Raw genomic sequence first — 18,982 nt, 5'->3', positions numbered from 1 at the left:
GTGGGCGCCCCCAACGGAGCCCACGCCATGAAGTCCCGCGCCGCCGTCGCTTTCGCCCCCGGTCAACCGCTGCGCATCGTCGAAATCGACGTCGCACCGCCGCGTGCGGGCGAAGTGCTCGTGCGCATCACGCACACCGGCGTGTGCCATACCGATGCGTTCACGCTCAGCGGCGACGATCCCGAAGGCCTGTTCCCCGCGGTGCTCGGCCATGAAGGCGGCGGTGTCGTGGTCGAAGTCGGCGAAGGCGTGACGAGCGTGCAGCCCGGCGACCACGTCATTCCGCTCTACACGGCCGAATGCGGCAAGTGCAAGTTCTGCACCTCCGGCAAGACCAACCTGTGCCAGGCGGTGCGCGCGACGCAGGGCAAGGGCGTGATGCCCGATGGCACGTCGCGTTTCACCTTCGAGGGCAAGCCCATCTTCCACTACATGGGCACGAGCACCTTCAGCGAATACACGGTGTGCGCGGAGGTCTCGCTGGCGAAGATCGATCCGCAGGCGCCGCTCGAAAAAGTGTGCCTGCTCGGTTGCGGCGTCACCACCGGGCTCGGCGCAGTGCACAACACCGCGAAGGTGAAGCCCGGCGATACGGTCGCGGTGTTCGGGCTCGGTGGGATCGGCCTGGCGGTCGTGCAGGGCGCCAAGGCGGCGGGTGCGTCGCGCATCATCGGCGTGGATACGAATCCGGCGAAGTTCGACCTGGCGCGCGCGCAGGGCGCGACCGACACGATCAATCCGAAGGATCACGACAAGCCCATCCAGGAGGTCATCGTCGAGATGACCGACGGCGGCGTGGAGTTCAGTTTCGAATGCATCGGCAACGTCGATGTCATGCGATCCGCACTCGAGTGTTGCCACAAGGGTTGGGGCGAAAGCGTCATCATCGGCGTGGCCGGCGCGGGGCAGGAAATCCGCACGCGGCCGTTCCAGTTGGTCACCGGGCGCGTGTGGCGCGGTTCGGCCTTCGGCGGCGTCAAGGGCCGCACGCAGTTGCCGGGCATGGTGCAGCAGGCGATGCGCGGCGAGATCCAGCTCGATCCGTTCATTACCCACAACCTGCCGTTGGAACGCATCAACGAAGCCTTCGACCTGATGCATCGCGGCGAATCCATCCGCACCGTCATTCACTTCTGATGCGCAGGCTCGAATCGCACGCGTGCTTCGGCGGCACGCAGGACGTCTGGGCGCATGACGCGACATCGACGTCGTGCGAGATGCGCGTGAGCGTGTTCCTTCCGCCGCAGGCGAACAGCGCGCGCTGTCCCGTGCTGTATGTCCTGTCCGGACTGACCTGCACCGAGCAGAACTTCATCCAGAAGTCCGGCGCGCAGCGCTACGCGGCCGAGCACGGGCTGATCCTCGTCGGCCCCGATACCAGTCCGCGCGGCGCCGGCGTCGCGGATGCCGAAGGCGACGACATCGGATTGAGTGCGGGGTTCTACGTCGACGCGACGCAGGCCCCGTGGTCCGCGCAATACCGGATGCATGCCTACGTGACGCAGGAGTTGCCGGCGCTGATCGAAGCTGCGTTCCCGGCGAACGACGTACGCGGCATCACCGGGCATTCGATGGGCGGGCATGGCGCGCTGATCTGCGCGCTGCGCAATCCTGGCCGCTATCGCAGCGTGTCGGCGCTCGCGCCGATCTGTTCGGCATCGCGCGGCTGGGGCCGCAAGGCCTTCGCGGCGTATTTCGGCGAAGACGCCGACACGTGGCGCGCATGGGATGCGTGCGATCTGTTACGCGATTCGAACGAACACCTGCAGCTCCTGGTCGACCAAGGGGATGCGGATCCGTTCCTGCACGACAAGCTGTTGCCGGATCTCCTGCGCGACGCCTGCGCCGACGGCGGACACACGCTCGACATGCGCATGCGCCCGGGCTACGACCATGGCTTCTACTTCGTCGCCTCCTTCATCGGCGACCACATCGCGCATCACGCCGCGGCGCTGAAGTCCGTATAGGCGAAGCGCCCGTCGCGCAGCACCGACTCGCCGCGTTCGACGGCGAGCGGTTGCGTGAACATCGGCCCGGCGTGTACGAGCGTGTGGAACTCGCCGCGCTCGCCGCAGGGATCGCAGGAGGACGGCAGCTCCGCGAGCAATGACGCATCGAACGCACGTCCAGCGAACCCGGCATCGAGTTGCTGCGTATCGACGCAACACAGGTTCGCACGCAAGCCACCGTCGATCATCTCGCGCGCGAGTTGCGCGGTGTCGCGACCGAACAAGGGAAACCGCGGCGTCCAGCCAAGGCGCGCGCACAAGGCTTCGCGCCATGCCTTCACGTCTTCGAGGAACAGATCGCCGAACACCATGTCCTCGCACGCGGGCCAACGTTCGCGCGCCTGCGCCAACGCAGCGGCGAACGAGGCCTCGTAGGTCGCGTTGTCGCATTGCGGCGGGATGACCGCTTCGATCACGGGCACGCCCGCCGCCCGCGCCTGTAGTTGCAGCAGGTCGCGACGGATGCCGTGCATCGCGATGCGATCGAAACCGGAGGTCACGGTCGTGACGAGCGCGACGACGTCGATCCCGCCCGCGGCCCGCACGGTGTGCAAGGCCCACGCCGCATCTTTTCCACCGCTCCATGACAGCAAGGCCTGGCGATCCGAAGGCATGCGGCGTCCTCACACAAAACGAACACCATTCTCGCGCGCCCTCACGTTCCGCACAAAAAAGGCGACGGAGCCTTGGGTCTCCGTCGCCAGGGGGTTGCATGAAGGGGGTACATGCAACTCAGGACGAGGCGCACGACTTCGAACTCGTGCTGCAGGCTGGAGATTCCGCGTCCCAACCCCCGCGCGCAATCGCTGTGTCGGGGGAACGCCGGCCTGTCCGGTTTACGGGGAGACCAGCGTTCACGAGTGAGCGGCGAGAGCATTCGGGGGAAGCATCGTCGCGCCGTGTCCAACCAAGGGCCCCCGATGGCTGCGATGCCTGTGCTCGTGATCGGTCTCGACGCCGCGTGGCGCTCGCGCATGCAGCGCCTGCTCGCGATGCGCGGCGAATTCGACTGGCTGGGCGCCTACGCCCCGGGCCAACCGCGCGAAACCCCGAATGGCCAACCGGCGCTACTGCTGCTCGACGGCGACGACCCCGAGGTCGACCGCGAACGTCGCAAGCCCCAACTTCCCGCGCCGCGGCGCCTGTACTTCTACCGCAACCCGAACGTCGAGGCGCTGCAGCACTGTGTCGAATCGCAGGGCCATGCCTGCCTGGACAAACACGATTCCCCCGACACGGTGATGCGTGCGATCCGCGCGGCCGAGTCCGGCCTGTTCGTCGTCGCGCCCGAGCTCCTGCTCGAAGCGCTGCATGCCGGCACCGGCGTGCCCGCGCCGTCGCCGATCGCCGAGGCCCCGCTGCACGGCACGCCCGATCACACCGGCGACTGGTCTTCGCTGACCGAACGCCAGCGCGAAATCGTGCACTGGGCCGCGCGCGGGATGAGCAACAAACAGATCGCGCGGCAGTTGGGCATCAGCCCGGAAACGGTGAAGACACACCTGCACCACGTGTTCGAACGCGAAGGCGTGCACGGGCGCATGGCGCTGCTCGCCGCGCATGTCGGCGAGCGCGCGACGACGACGTCGGGCTAGTCAGGCCGCGACATCCCGCAATTGCCAACCATCGCCTGCAAGCAGACGCAGGCGATGTCGCAGGATGCTCGCCGGCAGCGAGGTCGTCGCGACCAGGTCGATGCGCAGGTCGTTCTGTTCGCCGGTGACGCTCGCCGCCGGATCGACCGCGGCCAGCGCCTGGTCGATGTCGTCGGGATCCTTCTGCTGCCCGCGCCAACGTTCGAACAGGGCCGTCGAACGCAACGCGTCCTCCAACTCCGATGCGAAGCCTGCGGCGCCGTGCGCCTGGAAGGACGTGTTCGCGTCGCTGCCGCGCGCGGTCTTCGGATCGGGCAGGCTGAGGTAATAGCGGGTCATGGGGGCGACTCCTGTCGGGATGCGTGCATGCTCGCCCGCGCACTGCGTGCGCGGCGTCAAGGCCTCAGGCTTCGAACGCGTGCGGCTCTGCGGCGAACCCGACCACCAGGGCGCCCTTGCCCACGTTGACCATCCCCGTGAGGCTCATGACGCTCTCGAACAATTCGATGTTGTAGCTCTGGCAGGTCACGCGCAGGTCCTCGTAGCCGGGCAGGGCGCGCATCTCCGCCAGTTCGCCGCCGTAGCTCAGGCACACCGTGGGCGTCATCAGGCCGCGGCGCACGCGGTCGGCCGTGTGCGCGAACAACTTCTGCACCGCATTGTCGAAACCCTTGACCTTGGCGATCGGCTCGGTCTGGCCGCGATAACCGCGCAGCACCGGCTTGATGTCGAGCGCCGAACCGAGTGCCGCGCTGAGCAGGCCCACGCTGCGGTCGCCCTTGGTGCGCGCACGCGCGCGCAGGTAGTACAGGTCGCGCGGGATCATGAAACCGTAGGTATGCAGCGCGAGGTTTTCCAGGCGCGCGCGGATCTTCGGCGCGCCTTCGCCCGCCTTGATCAGGCGAACCGCTTCGACGGCCGTGATGCCCTGCGCGGCGAACAGCGTCTGCGTATCGATCACGCGCAATGCGAACGGCGTGTCGTGGCCCGCGGCCGAACGCACGCCGCGATATTCGTTGAGGATCGCGTAGCTCGCCTGCAATGCGTTGTCGTAGATCGGGCTGCGCGTGCGCGTGATCGTCATGCAGAAGACGTAGTCGTAATCGATCACCAGCTTCTTGAGGAAGACATCGGTGATCTGTTCGACCGAGAAGGGCGCGGTCTCCGCTTCGGCGCCATGTTCGGCGACGTGCGTGCGCAGGAACTCGAGCGTCTGGACTTCGTCGCGCTGGTCCTCGCGCGTCTGGTCGCCGATGCGCACGGTGATGGGCAGGATCGTGAAGCCATTGCGACGCAGGTAATCGCCAGGCAGGTCGCAGGCCGAATCCACCACCAGACCAATACGCATTGCGCAAACTCCCCCGAGGGAAACGTGACCGAGTTCGCGGACCCTACCGCAACTCAGGGCAGGCGGGAAATCCCGACGGGCAGGGTGGACACGCGCTGCATTTGCGGATCGTCGAGCAGCGCGCGATCGTGCAGTGCAGCAAGCGCGAAGTCGTGGGCGTCGTTGCCCCAGAACAAGGCATCGCCGATCTGCAGTGTCGGGACGCCGAACACGCCGGCGGCGATCGCCGCGTCGGTGTTCGCGCGAAGGGCCGCCTTGGTTTCCGCGGCGCTGATCGCTTCGGGCGCGATGCCGAGCCGATCGAGCAGCGGCGCGAGCGCAGTGTCGGTGTCGGCCGCGCGCCCGTCGCGCCAGATCCAGTCGAAGATCGCATCGACCGCCTCGACCGTGCTGCCCGCCGCGATGCAGGCGCGCAGCGCGACGAGCGGATTGAACGGATGCGCGGGCGGGAAGGTCATCGGTACGCCTTCGGCGCGCGCCTGCCACAGCACGTGCCGATAGGTGAATTCGCGCTTGCCCGGGATTTCCGCCGGGCCCTTCTGCCCGTGCGCCGAGAGGATCGCGCCGAAGACGACGGGCACCGGCTCCACCGCGTGCGTCGCACGCAGGCCCTTCACCTTCTGCCAATGCAGGTAGGAGAAGGGCGAGAGGAAATCGAAATACCAGCGCAGCGGCGCCGCCATCTCAGTGCCAGGCGCCGATGATCAGGCCGTACAGCGCGAACTGCAGGAGGTGGTAACCGGCGTCGATCAGCCACAGTTTCAAACTGCGACCGGCGAAGGCGTAATTAATGCCGAAGCTCATCGCGACGAAGAAGAAGCCGACCATCACGCCCGCGTGCACCGACTTCCACAACTCCGGCCCGGTGTCCATCAGGTGCAGCAGCATCGCGAACCCGTACGCGGCGATCAGCGCCGCGACGAAGGCGATGCCGAAGACTTTCGCCGGATGCGATTTGGGTGCCGCGTTCGGGTCCACGCCCGCTTCGCGGCACCACGCATGCTTGAACAAGGGGCCGTACCACAGACCACCCAGCACGAACGCGGACACCGCCGCGGCCAGGATCGCCAACCAGTTCAAGTGATGCATCGCACAACCTCCCCGGCGCCTTATTCGGAGCCGGCAGGATACGCGCGGGGCAAGCCGGTGGGCGAGCGCAGGTAGCGGTCGCGCAATTCCGTCTGGCGCGAACGCATCGGCTGCGCGCGGCCGTCCAGCCACACCGCTTCGGCCAGCGACGTGACATCCAGCGGATCGCCACTCCACAACACCATGTCGGCGCGCTTGCCGACCGCGATCGTGCCGAGATCGCCGTCGACGCCGAAGGCTTCCGCCGGCACGCGCGTCAAGGCCGCGAGCCCGTCTTCCCACGGCAGGCCATTGGCGACCGCGTTGCCCGCCATCTGCCGCACCTTGCGCGCGTGATGCGAACCCGCGCTCTGGATCGCGACTTCAACGCCCGCCTTGTGCAGACGCGCGGCGTTTTCGAGCGTCGCGCCGAGCTGGTCGAAATCCGCGGGCAGGTCGGCGAGCGTATCGACGAACACCGGCACCTTCGCGGCCGCGAGTTGATCGGCGACCTTCCACGCTTCCGCGCCTCCGGTGATCGCCACGCGCACGTTGTTGCGCTTGCTCCAGCGCAGCAGTTGCACGATGTCGACCGCGCGATTGACGTTGACGACGATCAGGCCGCGACGATCCAGGAACTTCGCGAACGCCGCGCGCCCCATCGGCGTGAGCATCGCGAACTTCGAATCGGCCGACATGCGCCCGCGCGCTTCGGCGACGAGCTGGTCGAGGATCATCCACTGCGCGGCGCGTGAGCTGCCGGTGAGATTGGAGGCTGCCGAACCGAGCGAAAGGAACAAGGCCTTCGGGCCGATGGGATCGAGGCTGCCATCCAGGCGCACCACGCCGCCCTGGCCGCCGACGATCGAGCCGCCGGTCGTGGAGCCCGCCGCGAGCATCGTCCAACCGATGCCTTCCACGCGCGCGACCGGCAGCAATACCGATTCGGGGTTGTAGGCGAGCGTGACGTCGAACTCCGGCCGCACCGCCGGATCCTTTTCTTCGCCCAGCGATTGCTGGCTGTCGACGGTGGCGCTTTCGCCGCTGACTTCTTCCAGGCCGATGTCGGTGATGCCGCCGAACAAGGCCGGCGTCAATGCGCGACCATTGGCTTCGACGACGGTTGCGTTGCCCGCCTGCAGGTTGGTGCCCACCGCGGCGATGCGACCGTTGCGAACGAGCACGTCGGCGTGTTCGAGGGTGCCGCGCGAGGACGCCGTGTGCACCTTCGCGTTGTGTACCAGCAGATCCTGCGCCATCGCGCCACCCGACAGGGCGAGCGCGCAGGCGACGGCGAGCGTCTTCACGAGGGCGCGGTTCATTGCACACCTCCGCGCGAGTCGTCCTGTCCAAGCATGAAGTCCGACTTGGGTTGTCTCGACGGATCGTTGCGGTCGTACAAACGCGCACCGTCGATGTAGACCTGTTCGGCGTGCGCGTAGACGGTGAACGGATTGCCGTTCCACACCACCACGTCGCCCATCTTCCCCGCCTCGAGCGTGCCGGTCATGCCGTCGATGCCCATCGCCTTCGCCGGGTTCTGCGTGAGCCAGCGGATCGCGTGCTCGGGCGTGATCTCGATGCCGACGCGATGCGCGTTGGCGATCACCTTCGCCGCTTCCTGGTTGAGGCGCTGGATGCCTTCCTCGCTGTCGGAATGCACGATCGCGCAACCGTTGGGCACGCGGTCGACGAGTGCGATGTTTTCCTGGATGCCATCGAAGGCTTCCATCTTGAAGCCCCACCAGTCGGCCCACAGCGCGCCGCAGGTGCCCGCCGCGGCGAGTTTGTCGGCGATCTTGTAAGCCTCCACGCCATGGTGGAAGGCGGAGATCTTGAAACCGAACTCCTTCGCCAGGTCCAGCATCGTCGCCATCTCGTCGGCGCGATAGCAGTGGATGTGTACGCGGATGTCGCCGTTGATCGCGCCGGCGAGCGTGTCGTTCTTCAGGTCGCGCTTGCCGGGGCCTTCCTTCGCGTCCTGCTGCTTCTTCATGTAGTCGGCCGCTTCGATGAAGGCGGCGCGGTAACCGGCGACGTTGGCCATGCGCGTGGCGGGGCCACCCTTCTGGCCGTACACGCGCTTGGGGTTCTCGCCGCAGGCCATTTTCAGGCCCCACGGTGCGCCGGGGAATTTCATCGCCTGGTAGGTCGTCGACGGCACGTTCTTCAGAGTGGCGCCGCGGCCACCGATGAGGTTGGCCGAACCCGGCAACACCTGCAGGCTCGTGATGCCGCCCGCGAGCGCGGTGAGGAAGCCCGGATCCTGCGGCCAGATGGAATGCTCGGCCCAGACGTTGGGCGTGACCGGGCCGGTCGCCTCGTTGCCGTCGCTGTGCGCGCTCACGCCGGGGCTCGGATACACGCCCAGGTGCGAGTGGATGTCGATGATGCCCGGCGTGACCCACTTGCCGTGCGCATCCACGCGCGTCGCGCCCGCAGGTGCCTGGAGGCCGGTGCCGACCGCGACGACCTTGCCGTCCTGCAGCAGCACGTCCGCATTTTCCAGCCGCGTGCCGGTGCCCGTGAGCACGGTCGCGCCGGTGATGAGCACGGGCGGCGAGGGCACGCGCTGGTAGGTGCTCGGATACGGATCGTCGAGCCAGCTGGGCTTGGCGGACGTGGAGGCGGGCGCGTCGGACTTCGTCGCTGAGCTGCTTGCGCAGCCGGCGATGAGGACCGTCGCGATGACGGCAACGATGGGCTTCAGCAACACGGTCGATCCCCTTGGCGGCGCAAGCCACGAACGCTAGCCGCTGGCCTGTTCGAGCGCCACCGTGTCTTTGGTCATAATCGTGCCCATGAAGGACATGTGCCCATGAAGGACAAACCCCAGATCGTCGAGAACTGGCTGCCGCGTTACACCGGCGTGCCGCTGGACCAGTTCGGCGAGACCATCCTGCTCACCAATTTCGGCGGTTATCTCGGGCACTTCGCGCGGCTCACGGGCGCGCAGGTCGTCGGCCTGGACCGCCCGATGCCCAGCGCGACGGCCGACGGCATCACGATGATCAACTTCGGCATGGGCAGTCCCAATGCCGCGACGATGATGGACCTGCTCTCGGCGATCATGCCCAAGGCGGTGTTGTTCCTGGGCAAGTGCGGCGGGCTCAAGCGCAAGAACCAGCTCGGCGACCTCGTGCTGCCCATCGCCGCGATCCGTGGCGAAGGCACGTCCGACGATTACCTGCTGCCCGAAGTCCCCGCGCTGCCGGCCTTCGCGCTGCAACGCGCGGTGTCGACGATGATCCGCGACCTCGGCCACGACTACTGGACCGGCACGGTGTACACCACCAACCGCCGCGTGTGGGAACACGACGAGGCCTTCAAGGAGCGCTTGCGCGTGATGCGTTGCATGGCGATCGACATGGAGACGGCGACGGTGTTCGCGGCGGGCTTCGCCAACCGCATCCCCAGCGGCGCGTTGTTGCTGGTGAGCGACCAGCCGATGGTGCCCGAAGGCGTGAAGACCGAAGCTTCGGACGCGCGCGTCAGCGCCGAATTCGTCGAACGCCACATCCAGATCGGCATCGAAGCACTGCGGCTGATCCGCCGCCACGGCAAGAGCGTGAAGCACCTGAGGTTCGACGAATGACCGATCCGAAATACATCGTCGATTTCTGGCGCGAGGCCGGGCAGGAGAAGTGGTTCGGCGGCGGCCCGGAATTCGACAGCGAATGCGACGCGCGCTTCCACGAGCTGCATTTCATGGCCGCCGAGCGCAGGCTGGATGCATGGAGGGAAACGGCGGAAGGCACGCTCGCGCTGCTGCTCCTGCTCGACCAGATTCCGCGCAACATCTTCCGCGGCACCGCGCACCAGTTCGCGACCGACCCGCTGGCCCGCAGCATCGCGCGGCATGCGGTGGACGCCGGCTTCGACCAGCAGATCGATCCGGTTTTGCGCGTGTTCTTCTATCTGCCCTTCGAACACTCCGAAGATGCGGCCGACCAGGCGCGCGCCGCGGCGCTGTATGCGGCGATGCCCAACGGCGACCAAGGCGGATGGGCGAAGAAGCACGCCGACGTCATCGCGCAGTTCGGTCGCTTCCCGCATCGCAACCGCGTCCTCGGGCGCGAGAGCACCGCGGCTGAACAAGCGTGGCTCGATGCGGGTGGCGGTTTCGGTTAGTGCGTTAGCATCGCCGCATGATCACGACCCTCCTGCTCCTCGCCGCCACGGCGACCACCCCCACCGCATCCACCACGATCGCCGCGCCCACCACGACCGCGCCGCCCGTCGCCGTTGCGACACTCGATTACGCCGCCGCCAAGGCGCTCGCCGATCGCGACGAAGCCGGGATGTCGAAACTGTCCGCGGGCATGCTGCGGCGTTCGCAGGCCGGCGTGCTCGATCGCGCCGCCGACAGCTGCCGCACGGAAGAGGCGCCCAAGTCCTTCACCGTCGTGCTCGAACTCGACGCGCAGGGCAGGGCCACGAACCACTGGCGCAGCGAGGACACCTGGCTGGCCAAGTGCATGGACGAGAAGCTTTCGCGGCAGATGTTCTACGTGCCGCAGAAAGCGCCGTTCTACATCTCGTTCGAAGTCTCGTTCACCAAATGACGATCGGCGAATACAAGCATCGGCCCAGGCCCGGCGCGCGGGTCGGCATCGGCCTGCTGCTCATCGGCGTGGTGATGGCGGCCTGGGGGTTCTGGCAGATCGCCGAGTTCATGCAGGCCAACGTCACCGACGCGCCCTTCCGCGGGCGCGTCGTGCTGCATGCGATGTTCGCGGTCCTCGGCGTCGTCGCGTTCCTGCGCGGGGTGCGCGCGCTGCTGGCGTCGCGCTGACTCAGTACTTCGCGATGCCCGGTTCCACGTCGGCCCACGCATCGATGCCGCCGGCGATGTTGTAGACCTCGCGGAAGCCCTGCTGGCGGAAATGTTCCGCCGCTTGCGCGCTGCGGTTGCCGTGATGGCAGAGGAAGGCGAGCGCGGTGTCTTTCGGCAGCGCGTCGATCGCTTCCAGGCCCGCGTCGAGATTCAGCACGTCGCCGCCGATCGCCGCGAGCGCGCGCTCTTCTGACGGACGCACGTCGACGATGCGCAGCGTGCCGGCATTGCGGCGTTCGATGGCTTCGGCCGGTGTCATCGACTTCACGACCGGCGGCGCATTCGGATTCTCGATGACCAGGCCGCGGCCGCGTGCGTCGTCGGCCCAATCGATGCGCAGGCCCTGCGCGCGGCGCGCACCGGCCAGGTCGAATTCGACGCGGATGCCTTCGACGGTCGAGGTGATCGCATTCGGATCGGGCTGCGCCAGGTGCAGGCGCGTGCGGTATTGCGGATCGATGTCCATGCGCACGACGACGTCGCCGCCGGCATCGGTGATCGCCGTGCGCAGCATCGCGATGGCCGCTTCGCCGATGTGGATGGTCGGCGGCGTGCGATCCGGCGGCGGCAGGCCGAGGGCGCCGTGCAGTTCGCCGGAGTTCGCCATCTGCTCGATGATGTCGCTGCCGCCGACCAGCTCGCCGGCGATATAGAGCTGCGGGATCGTCGGCCAGTCGCCGTAGAGCTTGATGGCGTCGCGGATTTCGGGATCGGCCAGCACGTCGACGTGCTTGTAGTCGATGCCCAGGGAATTGAGCGCGCCCACGGCCTTCGCCGAGAAGCCGCATTGCGGCGCCTGCGGTTGTCCCTTCATGAACAGGACGATGCGGTTGTCCGCGAGCAGCGTGTCGATGCGCGAGCGGAGGGCGGGGTCGAGGGACATGGGGCGTTCCGGAACTGCTGGGGGGGAGCCGCCATTGTAATCCTTGGGGCAAGATGCCCCCATGACCGAGGTCGTCGCTCCCCGTCGTGTCCCGCGCCGCCCGCACGTCTGGGCGTTGTGCCTGGTGCTGTCCCAGGCGCTGGTCGTGTGGCTGTGGTGGCGCTTCGGCTGGCAGGTGGGCCTGCCGGCGATGATCGCTTCGCACGCCCCCTTCTGGTGGGCGACGATGGTGCCGGACTCGGCCCTGTTCAGCCCGGTGCTGCGGCGCCTGCCGACGGACGCGCCCGTGGCCTGGCTGACGATCGACGATGGCCCCTCGCCGGACACCCGCGCGGTGCTCGACCTGCTCGACGCCTTCGACGCGAAGGCCACCTTCTTCCTCGTCGGCGAACGGGCCCGCGCGCATCCGGAGCTCGTGCGCGAAATTGCGCGACGCGGCCACGGCATCGGCAACCACAGTGCGACGCACCCGCAAGCCTGGTTCTGGGCCTTACCGCCCACGCGCATGCGCGCCGAGATCGAACGCACGCAAGCGACGCTGCGCGAACTCACCGGCACCACGCCGCAGTGGTTCCGCGCGGTCGTGGGCATGGCCAATCCCTTCGTCGCGGCGGTGTTGAAGGCGCAGGGCATGACGCGCGTGGCGTGGAGTGCGCGTGGTTACGACGCGTTCGCCTCCGATCCATCGCGCGTCGCCGATCGCATCGAACGCCAGCTGTCACCGGGTGCGATCGTCCTGCTGCACGAAGGCGCGAAACACGGGCGCAACGTCGAAACCTTGCGCGCGGTGCTCGAACGCCTGCAGGCGCGTGGTTATCGCGCCGTGCTTCCGCGTTAGTCGCGCGTCGCGACGATTCGCCAATTGTTGAACGGCGTGTTGCCGTAGAGCGGCGTGAACGTCGCACGCAGGCCCGCGCGCTCGAATCGTGCACGCAAGTCATCGGCCTCCGGATAGGCCCTGGGCGCCGACGGCATCCAATGCACGATGCGCGAGAACACATCCACGCGGCGCGTCGTGCGCGCACGCACGCTGCCGTCGTCCAGCCCGGTGCGGATCACGAGTTTCCCGCCGGGCGCAAGGCACGCGATGGCGCTTTCGAGAATCGCGCCCTGCGCCTGCGCTGGAACGAACTGCAGCACGTCGAGCACCGCGACGCTGCCAGTGTGCGCAGGCATGCCATCGGCCAGATCGACGACATCGAACGTGGCGTCCTGCAATCCCGCGCGCGCTGCACCACGCCTGGCCTGCGCGATCTTCGGCGCATCGATGTCCACGCCGCGGTAGGGCATCGACAGCCCGTTGGTGCGCAACGCATGCGCGAGCAGACCGATACCGCACCCCAGGTCGAGCACCGGCGCCGTGGTGCCGCGCAGCGCATCGATCACGCCCGGATACAAAGGGTCGGTCCGCAGCTTCACGCGCGAGTAGTAATACAACGAACGATTGCCGTACCAACGATCCGGCAGGAAGGCCCGTGCGATGCGCAGCGCGTCCGCAGCCGGCAGCGCCGCGTCGTTCATTGCGCGAGCAGCTTGCGCGCGACGGGGAGCGCGAGTTGCGTCCACGTCGTGTACATCGCGCCGTCGGGATGCAGGCCGTCTTCGGCGACCTGCGTGGCATTCGCGCGGCTTGCAGGGGTGATGTCCACGTACGCGACCCCGTGCGCCTGCGCGATTTCGCGCGCGGCGGCGTTGAACGCGTCGATTTCTCCGGAGACGTTCACGCGTTCGCGCGCTTCGGTCTTCGCGAAGGGCGTGACGCCCCAATCGGGAATGCTGACCACCAGCACGCGGTCGGCGCGGCCGTTCGCGAACCCGATCGCGCGCGTCAGCAACGCGCGGAATTCGCTGCGGTAATCCACCACGGTGCGCCCGCGATACTGGTTGTTCACGCCGATGAGCAGCGACACCAGGTCCCAGTGGCCGAGCGGTTCGGCGGCGTCGATCGCGGCGTTGAGTTCGTCGGTGGTCCAGCCGGTGGTCGCGATGATGCGCGGATCGCGCAGGCCGATCTTCTCCTCGCGCAGCGCGCGTGCGAGCTGCACCGGCCAGCGCAACGAGGGATCGACGCCTTCGCCGATCGTGTAGCTGTCGCCGAGCGCGAGGTACCGCATGCCGGCGAGCTTGCGCATCAGGCCACCGCGCTGCGCTGGGCGCCCGCGCTTTCGGCGCGCCGGGACAGGACGCGCTCGATGCGCGCGAACACCTCGCGCAACACCGGCGCTTCGGGCAACAGCGTCACGCGGAAATGATTGCGGAAGGGCACGTTGAAACTCGAGCCGGGCACGATCAGGACGTCTTCGTGTTCCAGCATCTCCAGCGCGAACGCGTGATCGTCGAACCCTTGCGCCGCATCGCCGACGACCGCGGGGAATCCGTACAGCGCGCCTTGCGGTGCGACCAGCGAAAGATGTTCGCTCGCCTCGCAACACTCGATCAGCGCCTGGCGCGTGGCATGCAAACGCCCGCCGGGCGAGGTCAGTGCGTGGATCGTGTCCACGCCGTGCAGCGCGTGCTCGATCGCGAATTGCCCCGGCACGTTCGCGCACAGGCGCAGCGCGCCGAGCAGGTCCATCGCGTGATGGAAGTCGCCGCTGGCGAGGGGATCGCCGCTGAGCACCGCCCAGCCCACGCGCCAACCGCACGCGCGATGCACCTTCGACAAGCCGCCGAAGGACAGGCAGGGCAGGTCGCCGGCAAGTGGTGCGAGCGGTTGGAACGTCGCCTCGTCGTAGAGGATTTCGTCGTAGATCTCGTCGGACATCAGCAACAACTGATGCTTCGCGGCGATGGCGACGATGCGTTCGAGCAGTTCGCGCGGATAGCTCGCGCCCGTCGGGTTGTTCGGATTGATGAGCACGATCACGCGCGTGCGCGGCGAAACGAGCTTGGCGATCTCTTCCGGATCGGGCAGGAAGCCGTTCTCGGGGAGACAGCGGTAATAGACCGGCCGGCCATCGTTGAGGATCGTCGCCGCCGACCACAGCGGATAGTCGGGCGAGGGCAGCAGCACTTCATCGCCGGGATTGAGCAGTGCGCGCAGGCTGAGGTCGATCAGTTCGCTCACGCCGTTGCCGACGAACACGCGCTCGGGCGAGGCATTGGGCGTGCCGCGCTGGCGATGGAATTGCGCGATCGCCTCGCGCGCGGCGGGCAGGCCCTGCTGGTGCGTGTAGGGGTCGGTCTGTGCGATCCCGTCGGCGATCGCGCGCTGCAGGTGCTCGGGCGCGCGGAAGCCGAAGGCGCCCGGGTTGCCGATATTGAGCTTCACCAGCGTGCGGCCCTGGGCCTCCAGTTCGCGGGCGCGTCGCGCCAACTCCCCGCGGATCTCGTATCGGACTTCGGACAGGCGTTCGCGGGTCTTCAGGCGCAGGGACATCGGCGGCATTCGGGAAAACGTGGAGGCACGCAAGCCTACCAGCACCGGGAGCGCTAGAATCCGTGCGATGACGACCCACACCCGCCCGTGACCCCCGCCCTGCGCGCCATCGGCTGGCCTTATGCCGCGCAGGTGGAAGACGCGGCCTGGCGGGAAACGTTTGCAGCGCATCCGCAGGCGCGCCCGGCGCGCGTGACCGAGCAGCACCGCACCGGGTATGTCGTCGCCGAAGGCCCGGACGCCGGCTTCAAGGCCGAGTCCCCACCCGAGTGGCAGCGCGCGTCCAGCTATCGCAAAGGCGGCATCGCCCCGGAAGAACGCGCGGCCGTCGGGGATTGGGTATTGCTCGAAGGCAAGAAGATCGTCGCACTGCTGCCGCGCCACACGGCGATCAAGCGCGGCGCGGCGGGCGAGCATTACAAGCAGCAATTGATCGCGGCGAACATCGATACGGTGTTCGTCGTGTGCGGGCTCGACGCGGACTTCAACCCGCGGCGCATCGAACGTTACCTCGTGCTCATCGGCGGCAGCGGCGTGGTGCCCGTCGTCGTGCTCACCAAGGCCGACAAGGCGCTGGCCGAAGACGCGAACGCGATCGACGATGCGCGCGCCGCGCTCGAAGGCGTCCTGCAAGGCGTGCAGGTGGTGCCCGTGAATGCCAAGGATCCCGACAGCGTCGCCGCACTCGCGCCCTGGCTAGGCGCGGGGCAGAGCATCGTGCTCGTCGGTTCCTCCGGCGCGGGCAAGTCGACGGTCACCAACACACTGCTCGGCGTGGAGAAGATGAAGACCGGCGAAGTCCGCGAAAGCGATTCGCGTGGCCGCCACACCACCACGCACCGCGCATTGATCCCGCTGCCGTCGGGCGCGTGCATGATCGACACGCCGGGCATGCGCGAACTCAAGCCGACGGGCGAGGAAGACGTCGCGGAAAACTTCGGCGACATCGAAGCGCTGGCCGAACAGTGCCGGTTCCGCGATTGCCAACATGCGAAGGAGCCGGGTTGCGCGGTGCGCGCGGCGATCGAAGCCGGCACGCTGGATCCTGCGCGTTTCGCCAATTTCCTCAAGTTGCGCGGCGAGGTGGCCGGCGCCGCCAACCAGCTCGCCACGCGCCTGAACCAGAAAGCGAACGACAAGGTGCAGAACAAGGCCTTGTACAAACGCATCGACGACAAATACGGACGCCACTGATGGTCGAGCTGGCCGACGACATCCTCTATCACGCGGCGCTGGACGCACGCATGGTGAAGGCCGCGCGCGGCATCCGCCTGCTGAATTCGGTGAGCTGGGCGGCGAGCGAACAGGTCCGCTTCATGGAGTGCTACAACCGCGGCGAATACACGCTGCCCAGGCACGAATACCAGAAGTTCGACTACACCGAGGCGCGTCGCGAGCTCGCCGCGATCGAAAAGGCGGCCGACCCCGACCATCCGCTCGGCCACTACGTCTGCGATTCGGCGCGCAGCTGGGGCATCGCCTGCGAACTGCTGGAAAACCTCGGCACGCCGGAAGTCACGCGCCATTCGATCCGTTTGTTCGGCCGCCCCGACGAACCCTTGCCCGGCGGCGGGCCGACCACGCGCGAGGCCGCGCACCATTTCATCGACATCGCCAACGAACTCGACAAGGAATTGCTCGCGCCCGAAGAACAGGTGCAGATTTCCGCGACGGCCCTGCAACTGCAGTTACAGGCGTCACTGGACGACTTCTTCAACGCGCGCCTGATCGAAGTCGTGCTGGACCCCGAGCTCATCGCGAAGGCCGCGGCCGGTGCCACGCGCATCCGGCTGCGCTCCAGCGCCGCCTTCAGCGACTACGACCGCCACCAGTTGCTCGAACACGAAGCCTTCGTCCATTCGCTCACCGCGCTCAATGGCCGCGAGCAGCCGCAACTGCAGAGCCTCTCGCTTTCCTCGCCGCGCACCACCGCCACGCAGGAAGGCCTGGCAACCTTCGCCGAACAAATCACCGGCAGCATCGACATCGAGCGCATGAAGCGCATCAGCCTGCGCATCGAGGCGGTCGCGCGCGCGCTGGAAGGCGCGGATTTCATCGAAGTGTTCCGCTTCTTCCTCGACGCGGACAACCCGCCGCTGGAAAGTTTCGTCTCCGCCCAGCGCGTGTTCCGCGGCGTGCCGACCAGCGGCGGCTATGCCTTCACGAAAGACACCGTGTACGTGCGCGGGCTCATCGGCGTGCACACTTTCTTCCGCTGGGCGTTGCGCAATCGCAAGTTGCGCCTGTGCCGCATGCTGTTCGCGGGGAAGATGACGCTCGCCGACGTGCAGCGCTTCGAGCCGATGTTCGATTGCGGCGCGCTGATGGCGCCGCGGTGGTTGCCGCAGTGGGTCTCGCGCGCGAACGGTCTGGCCGGCATGCTCGCCTTCTCGCTGTTCGCCAACCGCATCCGGCTCGACCAGGTGATGGCGTCGGAAGGCTTGTTCGAACTGCAGTGATCAGGGGGCCGGCACGAGCCGGCCGTCGTGCGCGATGATGTAATCGGCCGGTTCCGACGGCCCGACAAGGCGCACCCGATCGCCGATGCGAACGCCGCGATACATCGGAATTTCGTGCGTCAGGCGCTGGAACATCCACCCCTTCGCATCCGAGGCGGGCCGCAGGCGAACGGCAGGCGCATCGAGCGCGCGCGTCCGCAGCACGTCGGACAGCGCGGGCGAAAACACCGATTGCACGCGGCCGACCTCGAGCATCACGCCCATCACCACCACGCCATGCAGCGCGGTCATCAGGGCCATCGTGCCGAGCGCCATGCGGCCCCAGCGCGCGGTGCGCGCCCACGCTGCGGCGCCACACAGGGCATACACGGCCGCGAAGCCATAGGCGTAGTGGTTGGCCGACGCACCGAGCAGCAACACCGGGCCGAGCGCCGCGCCGCCTGCGACGATCGCGAACGCCGTCAATCGCCGGCTGCCGCGCCACATCGCCGCGAGCCACGCGCACCACAACACCGCGGCCATCAGTTGGTATTTGAAGCTCGACTGGTCGAGCGTGGACTGTTCCTCGATCACGCGGACCATCGGCGAGAACAACTGGTATTCGACCCAGCGCACCGCGACATTCGCCACGTTGGCGGCGTAGAGCGCCGGTTTGTCGGTGGTGTCGAGCAGGATCGGCAGGCGCACCGCCAGGTAGGCCGCGGCCGCGGCCCATGCGCCCAATGCCGCCGCACCCCAACGCTTTTCGCGCGTGAACACCCACGCGACCGTGGCGACCAGCGGGATCGACAGCGCCGCTTCCTTCGCGAGGAGCGCCACGCCCGTCGCGAGCGCGGCGACGAGGGCGATCGCCACGAGCGATCGCGCACGCAGGCCGAACCACGCGATGGCCAGGCCGCAGGTCAGCCACGCCAGGTCCGCGATCGTCCCCACCCACCCGTGCGCGACCACCGCATACGGGCTCAGCGCGAAGACCAGCACCGCCACCGCGCAGGTCCGCGCATCGATCCCCGCGCGACGCCCGACCGCATACAGCAGCGCGCAATTCCCCGCGCCCCAGGCGACCAGGACCGCGTGGAAGGCCTGCGGCGTCTCGAACAATGCGCGCGACAGCACCATCCACAGGTTGAAGGTGAGGGGGCGGTACTGGAAGGACCCGACGTCGAGCCAGTCGACCCAATGGTCCAGGTGGGTCGCGAAGAACGCCCACTGGAGCTCGTCGTGGCTGAAATACCCGGGATTGAGCACCAGCGGCGCCTGGAGCAGGAACACCGCGAGCGCGATGGCCCACGGCGCCGGCGTGGCCAGCAGCGCGGACCAGCGCCGGGACAGGGACGCGACGGCCATCGAAAGAGGTTTCCGTGAAGACAGGCTGCATTCTAAGCACCGCGCGGCGACCACCGA

The 18,982-nt window shown here is 67.7% G+C and carries 22 protein-coding genes; 10 read left to right on the top strand and 12 right to left on the bottom strand.

The window, feature by feature from the left end; translation table 11 throughout:
* The first annotated feature begins 27 nt into the window (after positions 1-27).
* Entirely contained in the window at positions 28-1,137 is a 1,110-nt protein-coding gene (locus AC1DOM_RS10355) for an S-(hydroxymethyl)glutathione dehydrogenase/class III alcohol dehydrogenase (protein ID WP_498962926.1), read from the top strand.
* Positions 1,137-1,967 carry an S-formylglutathione hydrolase gene (fghA, locus tag AC1DOM_RS10350; protein ID WP_498962924.1) on the top strand — a complete coding sequence of 277 codons (831 nt, stop codon included), beginning with the start codon at positions 1,137-1,139 and terminating at the stop codon, positions 1,965-1,967. Before AC1DOM_RS10355 ends, fghA begins: the two co-directional genes overlap by 1 nt.
* Here the strand turns inward: fghA and AC1DOM_RS10345 are convergent.
* Positions 1,940-2,623, bottom strand: a complete 684-nt coding sequence (locus AC1DOM_RS10345; protein ID WP_498962922.1) for a Dph6-related ATP pyrophosphatase — start codon at positions 2,621-2,623, stop codon at positions 1,940-1,942. The two genes, fghA and AC1DOM_RS10345, sit on opposite strands and share 28 nt — an antisense overlap.
* A gap of 306 nt (positions 2,624-2,929) precedes the next feature.
* Between AC1DOM_RS10345 and AC1DOM_RS10340 the strand changes: the two genes are divergently transcribed.
* Positions 2,930-3,604 carry a helix-turn-helix transcriptional regulator gene (locus AC1DOM_RS10340; RefSeq protein ID WP_498962920.1) on the top strand — a complete coding sequence of 225 codons (675 nt, stop codon included), beginning with the start codon at positions 2,930-2,932 and terminating at the stop codon, positions 3,602-3,604.
* Here AC1DOM_RS10340 and AC1DOM_RS10335 read toward each other — a convergent pair whose 3' ends face one another.
* The 6 genes from AC1DOM_RS10335 to AC1DOM_RS10310 form a co-directional block, all read right to left on the bottom strand.
* Positions 3,605-3,943 carry a hypothetical protein gene (locus AC1DOM_RS10335; RefSeq protein ID WP_498962918.1) on the bottom strand — a complete coding sequence of 113 codons (339 nt, stop codon included), beginning with the start codon at positions 3,941-3,943 and terminating at the stop codon, positions 3,605-3,607.
* A 64-nt stretch (positions 3,944-4,007) separates the two neighbouring features.
* The gene (locus AC1DOM_RS10330; RefSeq protein WP_498962916.1) at positions 4,008-4,952 is read right to left on the bottom strand and encodes a DegV family protein; all 945 of its coding nucleotides are present in this window, start codon (positions 4,950-4,952) and stop codon (positions 4,008-4,010) included.
* 53 nt (positions 4,953-5,005) lie between these two features.
* On the bottom strand, positions 5,006-5,635 hold the full coding sequence (locus AC1DOM_RS10325; RefSeq protein WP_498962914.1) for a 2-hydroxychromene-2-carboxylate isomerase: 630 nt from the start codon (positions 5,633-5,635) through the stop codon (positions 5,006-5,008).
* A gap of 1 nt (position 5,636) precedes the next feature.
* On the bottom strand, positions 5,637-6,041 hold the full coding sequence (locus AC1DOM_RS10320; protein ID WP_498962912.1) for a DUF1761 domain-containing protein: 405 nt from the start codon (positions 6,039-6,041) through the stop codon (positions 5,637-5,639).
* 20 nt (positions 6,042-6,061) lie between these two features.
* The gene (locus AC1DOM_RS10315; RefSeq protein WP_498962910.1) at positions 6,062-7,342 is read right to left on the bottom strand and encodes an amidohydrolase family protein; all 1,281 of its coding nucleotides are present in this window, start codon (positions 7,340-7,342) and stop codon (positions 6,062-6,064) included.
* On the bottom strand, positions 7,339-8,736 hold the full coding sequence (locus AC1DOM_RS10310; protein WP_498962908.1) for an amidohydrolase: 1,398 nt from the start codon (positions 8,734-8,736) through the stop codon (positions 7,339-7,341). The genes AC1DOM_RS10315 and AC1DOM_RS10310 overlap by 4 nt, the downstream gene beginning before the upstream one ends.
* A 102-nt stretch (positions 8,737-8,838) precedes the next feature.
* On the opposite strand from AC1DOM_RS10310, the gene AC1DOM_RS10305 reads away from it, so the two are divergent.
* Genes AC1DOM_RS10305 through AC1DOM_RS10290 form a run of 4 tightly spaced genes read left to right on the top strand, consistent with a single transcriptional unit; the run spans position 8,839 to position 10,815 of the window.
* Positions 8,839-9,615 (top strand): AMP nucleosidase, encoded by a 777-nt coding sequence (locus AC1DOM_RS10305; protein WP_498962906.1) that lies wholly within the window; start codon positions 8,839-8,841, stop codon positions 9,613-9,615.
* Entirely contained in the window at positions 9,612-10,151 is a 540-nt protein-coding gene (locus AC1DOM_RS10300; RefSeq protein WP_498962904.1) for a DUF924 family protein, read from the top strand. The genes AC1DOM_RS10305 and AC1DOM_RS10300 overlap by 4 nt, the downstream gene beginning before the upstream one ends.
* Before the next feature lie 17 nt (positions 10,152-10,168).
* Positions 10,169-10,585 (top strand): hypothetical protein, encoded by a 417-nt coding sequence (locus tag AC1DOM_RS10295; protein ID WP_498962902.1) that lies wholly within the window; start codon positions 10,169-10,171, stop codon positions 10,583-10,585.
* Positions 10,582-10,815 carry a hypothetical protein gene (locus AC1DOM_RS10290; protein WP_498962899.1) on the top strand — a complete coding sequence of 78 codons (234 nt, stop codon included), beginning with the start codon at positions 10,582-10,584 and terminating at the stop codon, positions 10,813-10,815. Before AC1DOM_RS10295 ends, AC1DOM_RS10290 begins: the two co-directional genes overlap by 4 nt.
* Before the next feature lies 1 nt (position 10,816).
* On the opposite strand, the gene grxD is transcribed toward AC1DOM_RS10290, so the two are convergent.
* Entirely contained in the window at positions 10,817-11,740 is a 924-nt protein-coding gene (gene grxD / locus AC1DOM_RS10285) for a Grx4 family monothiol glutaredoxin (RefSeq protein WP_498962897.1), read from the bottom strand.
* Between the two features lie 61 nt (positions 11,741-11,801).
* On the opposite strand from grxD, the gene AC1DOM_RS10280 reads away from it, so the two are divergent.
* A complete protein-coding gene (locus AC1DOM_RS10280) occupies positions 11,802-12,578 on the top strand; it encodes a polysaccharide deacetylase family protein (RefSeq protein ID WP_498962895.1) in 777 nt (258 codons plus the stop codon).
* On the opposite strand, the gene AC1DOM_RS10275 is transcribed toward AC1DOM_RS10280, so the two are convergent.
* The 3 genes from AC1DOM_RS10275 to AC1DOM_RS10265 are packed head-to-tail and all read right to left on the bottom strand — an operon-like array spanning position 12,575 to position 15,128.
* Entirely contained in the window at positions 12,575-13,246 is a 672-nt protein-coding gene (locus AC1DOM_RS10275; protein WP_498963009.1) for a class I SAM-dependent methyltransferase, read from the bottom strand. The two genes, AC1DOM_RS10280 and AC1DOM_RS10275, sit on opposite strands and share 4 nt — an antisense overlap.
* Before the next feature lie 11 nt (positions 13,247-13,257).
* Positions 13,258-13,872, bottom strand: a complete 615-nt coding sequence (locus AC1DOM_RS10270; protein WP_498962893.1) for an SGNH/GDSL hydrolase family protein — start codon at positions 13,870-13,872, stop codon at positions 13,258-13,260.
* Positions 13,872-15,128, bottom strand: a complete 1,257-nt coding sequence (locus AC1DOM_RS10265) for an aminotransferase class I/II-fold pyridoxal phosphate-dependent enzyme (protein ID WP_498962891.1) — start codon at positions 15,126-15,128, stop codon at positions 13,872-13,874. Before AC1DOM_RS10265 ends, AC1DOM_RS10270 begins: the two co-directional genes overlap by 1 nt.
* 78 nt (positions 15,129-15,206) lie before the next feature.
* Here AC1DOM_RS10265 and rsgA point away from each other — a divergent pair, with 78 nt between their 5' ends.
* Positions 15,207-16,313 carry a ribosome small subunit-dependent GTPase A gene (gene rsgA / locus AC1DOM_RS10260; RefSeq protein WP_498962888.1) on the top strand — a complete coding sequence of 369 codons (1,107 nt, stop codon included), beginning with the start codon at positions 15,207-15,209 and terminating at the stop codon, positions 16,311-16,313.
* The gene (locus AC1DOM_RS10255; RefSeq protein ID WP_498962886.1) at positions 16,313-17,578 is read left to right on the top strand and encodes a flavohemoglobin expression-modulating QEGLA motif protein; all 1,266 of its coding nucleotides are present in this window, start codon (positions 16,313-16,315) and stop codon (positions 17,576-17,578) included. The genes rsgA and AC1DOM_RS10255 overlap by 1 nt, the downstream gene beginning before the upstream one ends.
* Here AC1DOM_RS10255 and AC1DOM_RS10250 read toward each other — a convergent pair whose 3' ends face one another.
* Positions 17,579-18,925: a hypothetical protein gene (locus AC1DOM_RS10250; protein ID WP_498962884.1), complete on the bottom strand. Its 1,347-nt coding sequence runs from the start codon at positions 18,923-18,925 to the stop codon at positions 17,579-17,581.
* Positions 18,926-18,982 lie beyond the last annotated feature (57 nt).

It is taken from the genome of Lysobacter sp. P5_B12 (assembly GCF_056400425.1).
This window is presented reverse-complemented; position numbering and strand designations above follow the sequence as displayed.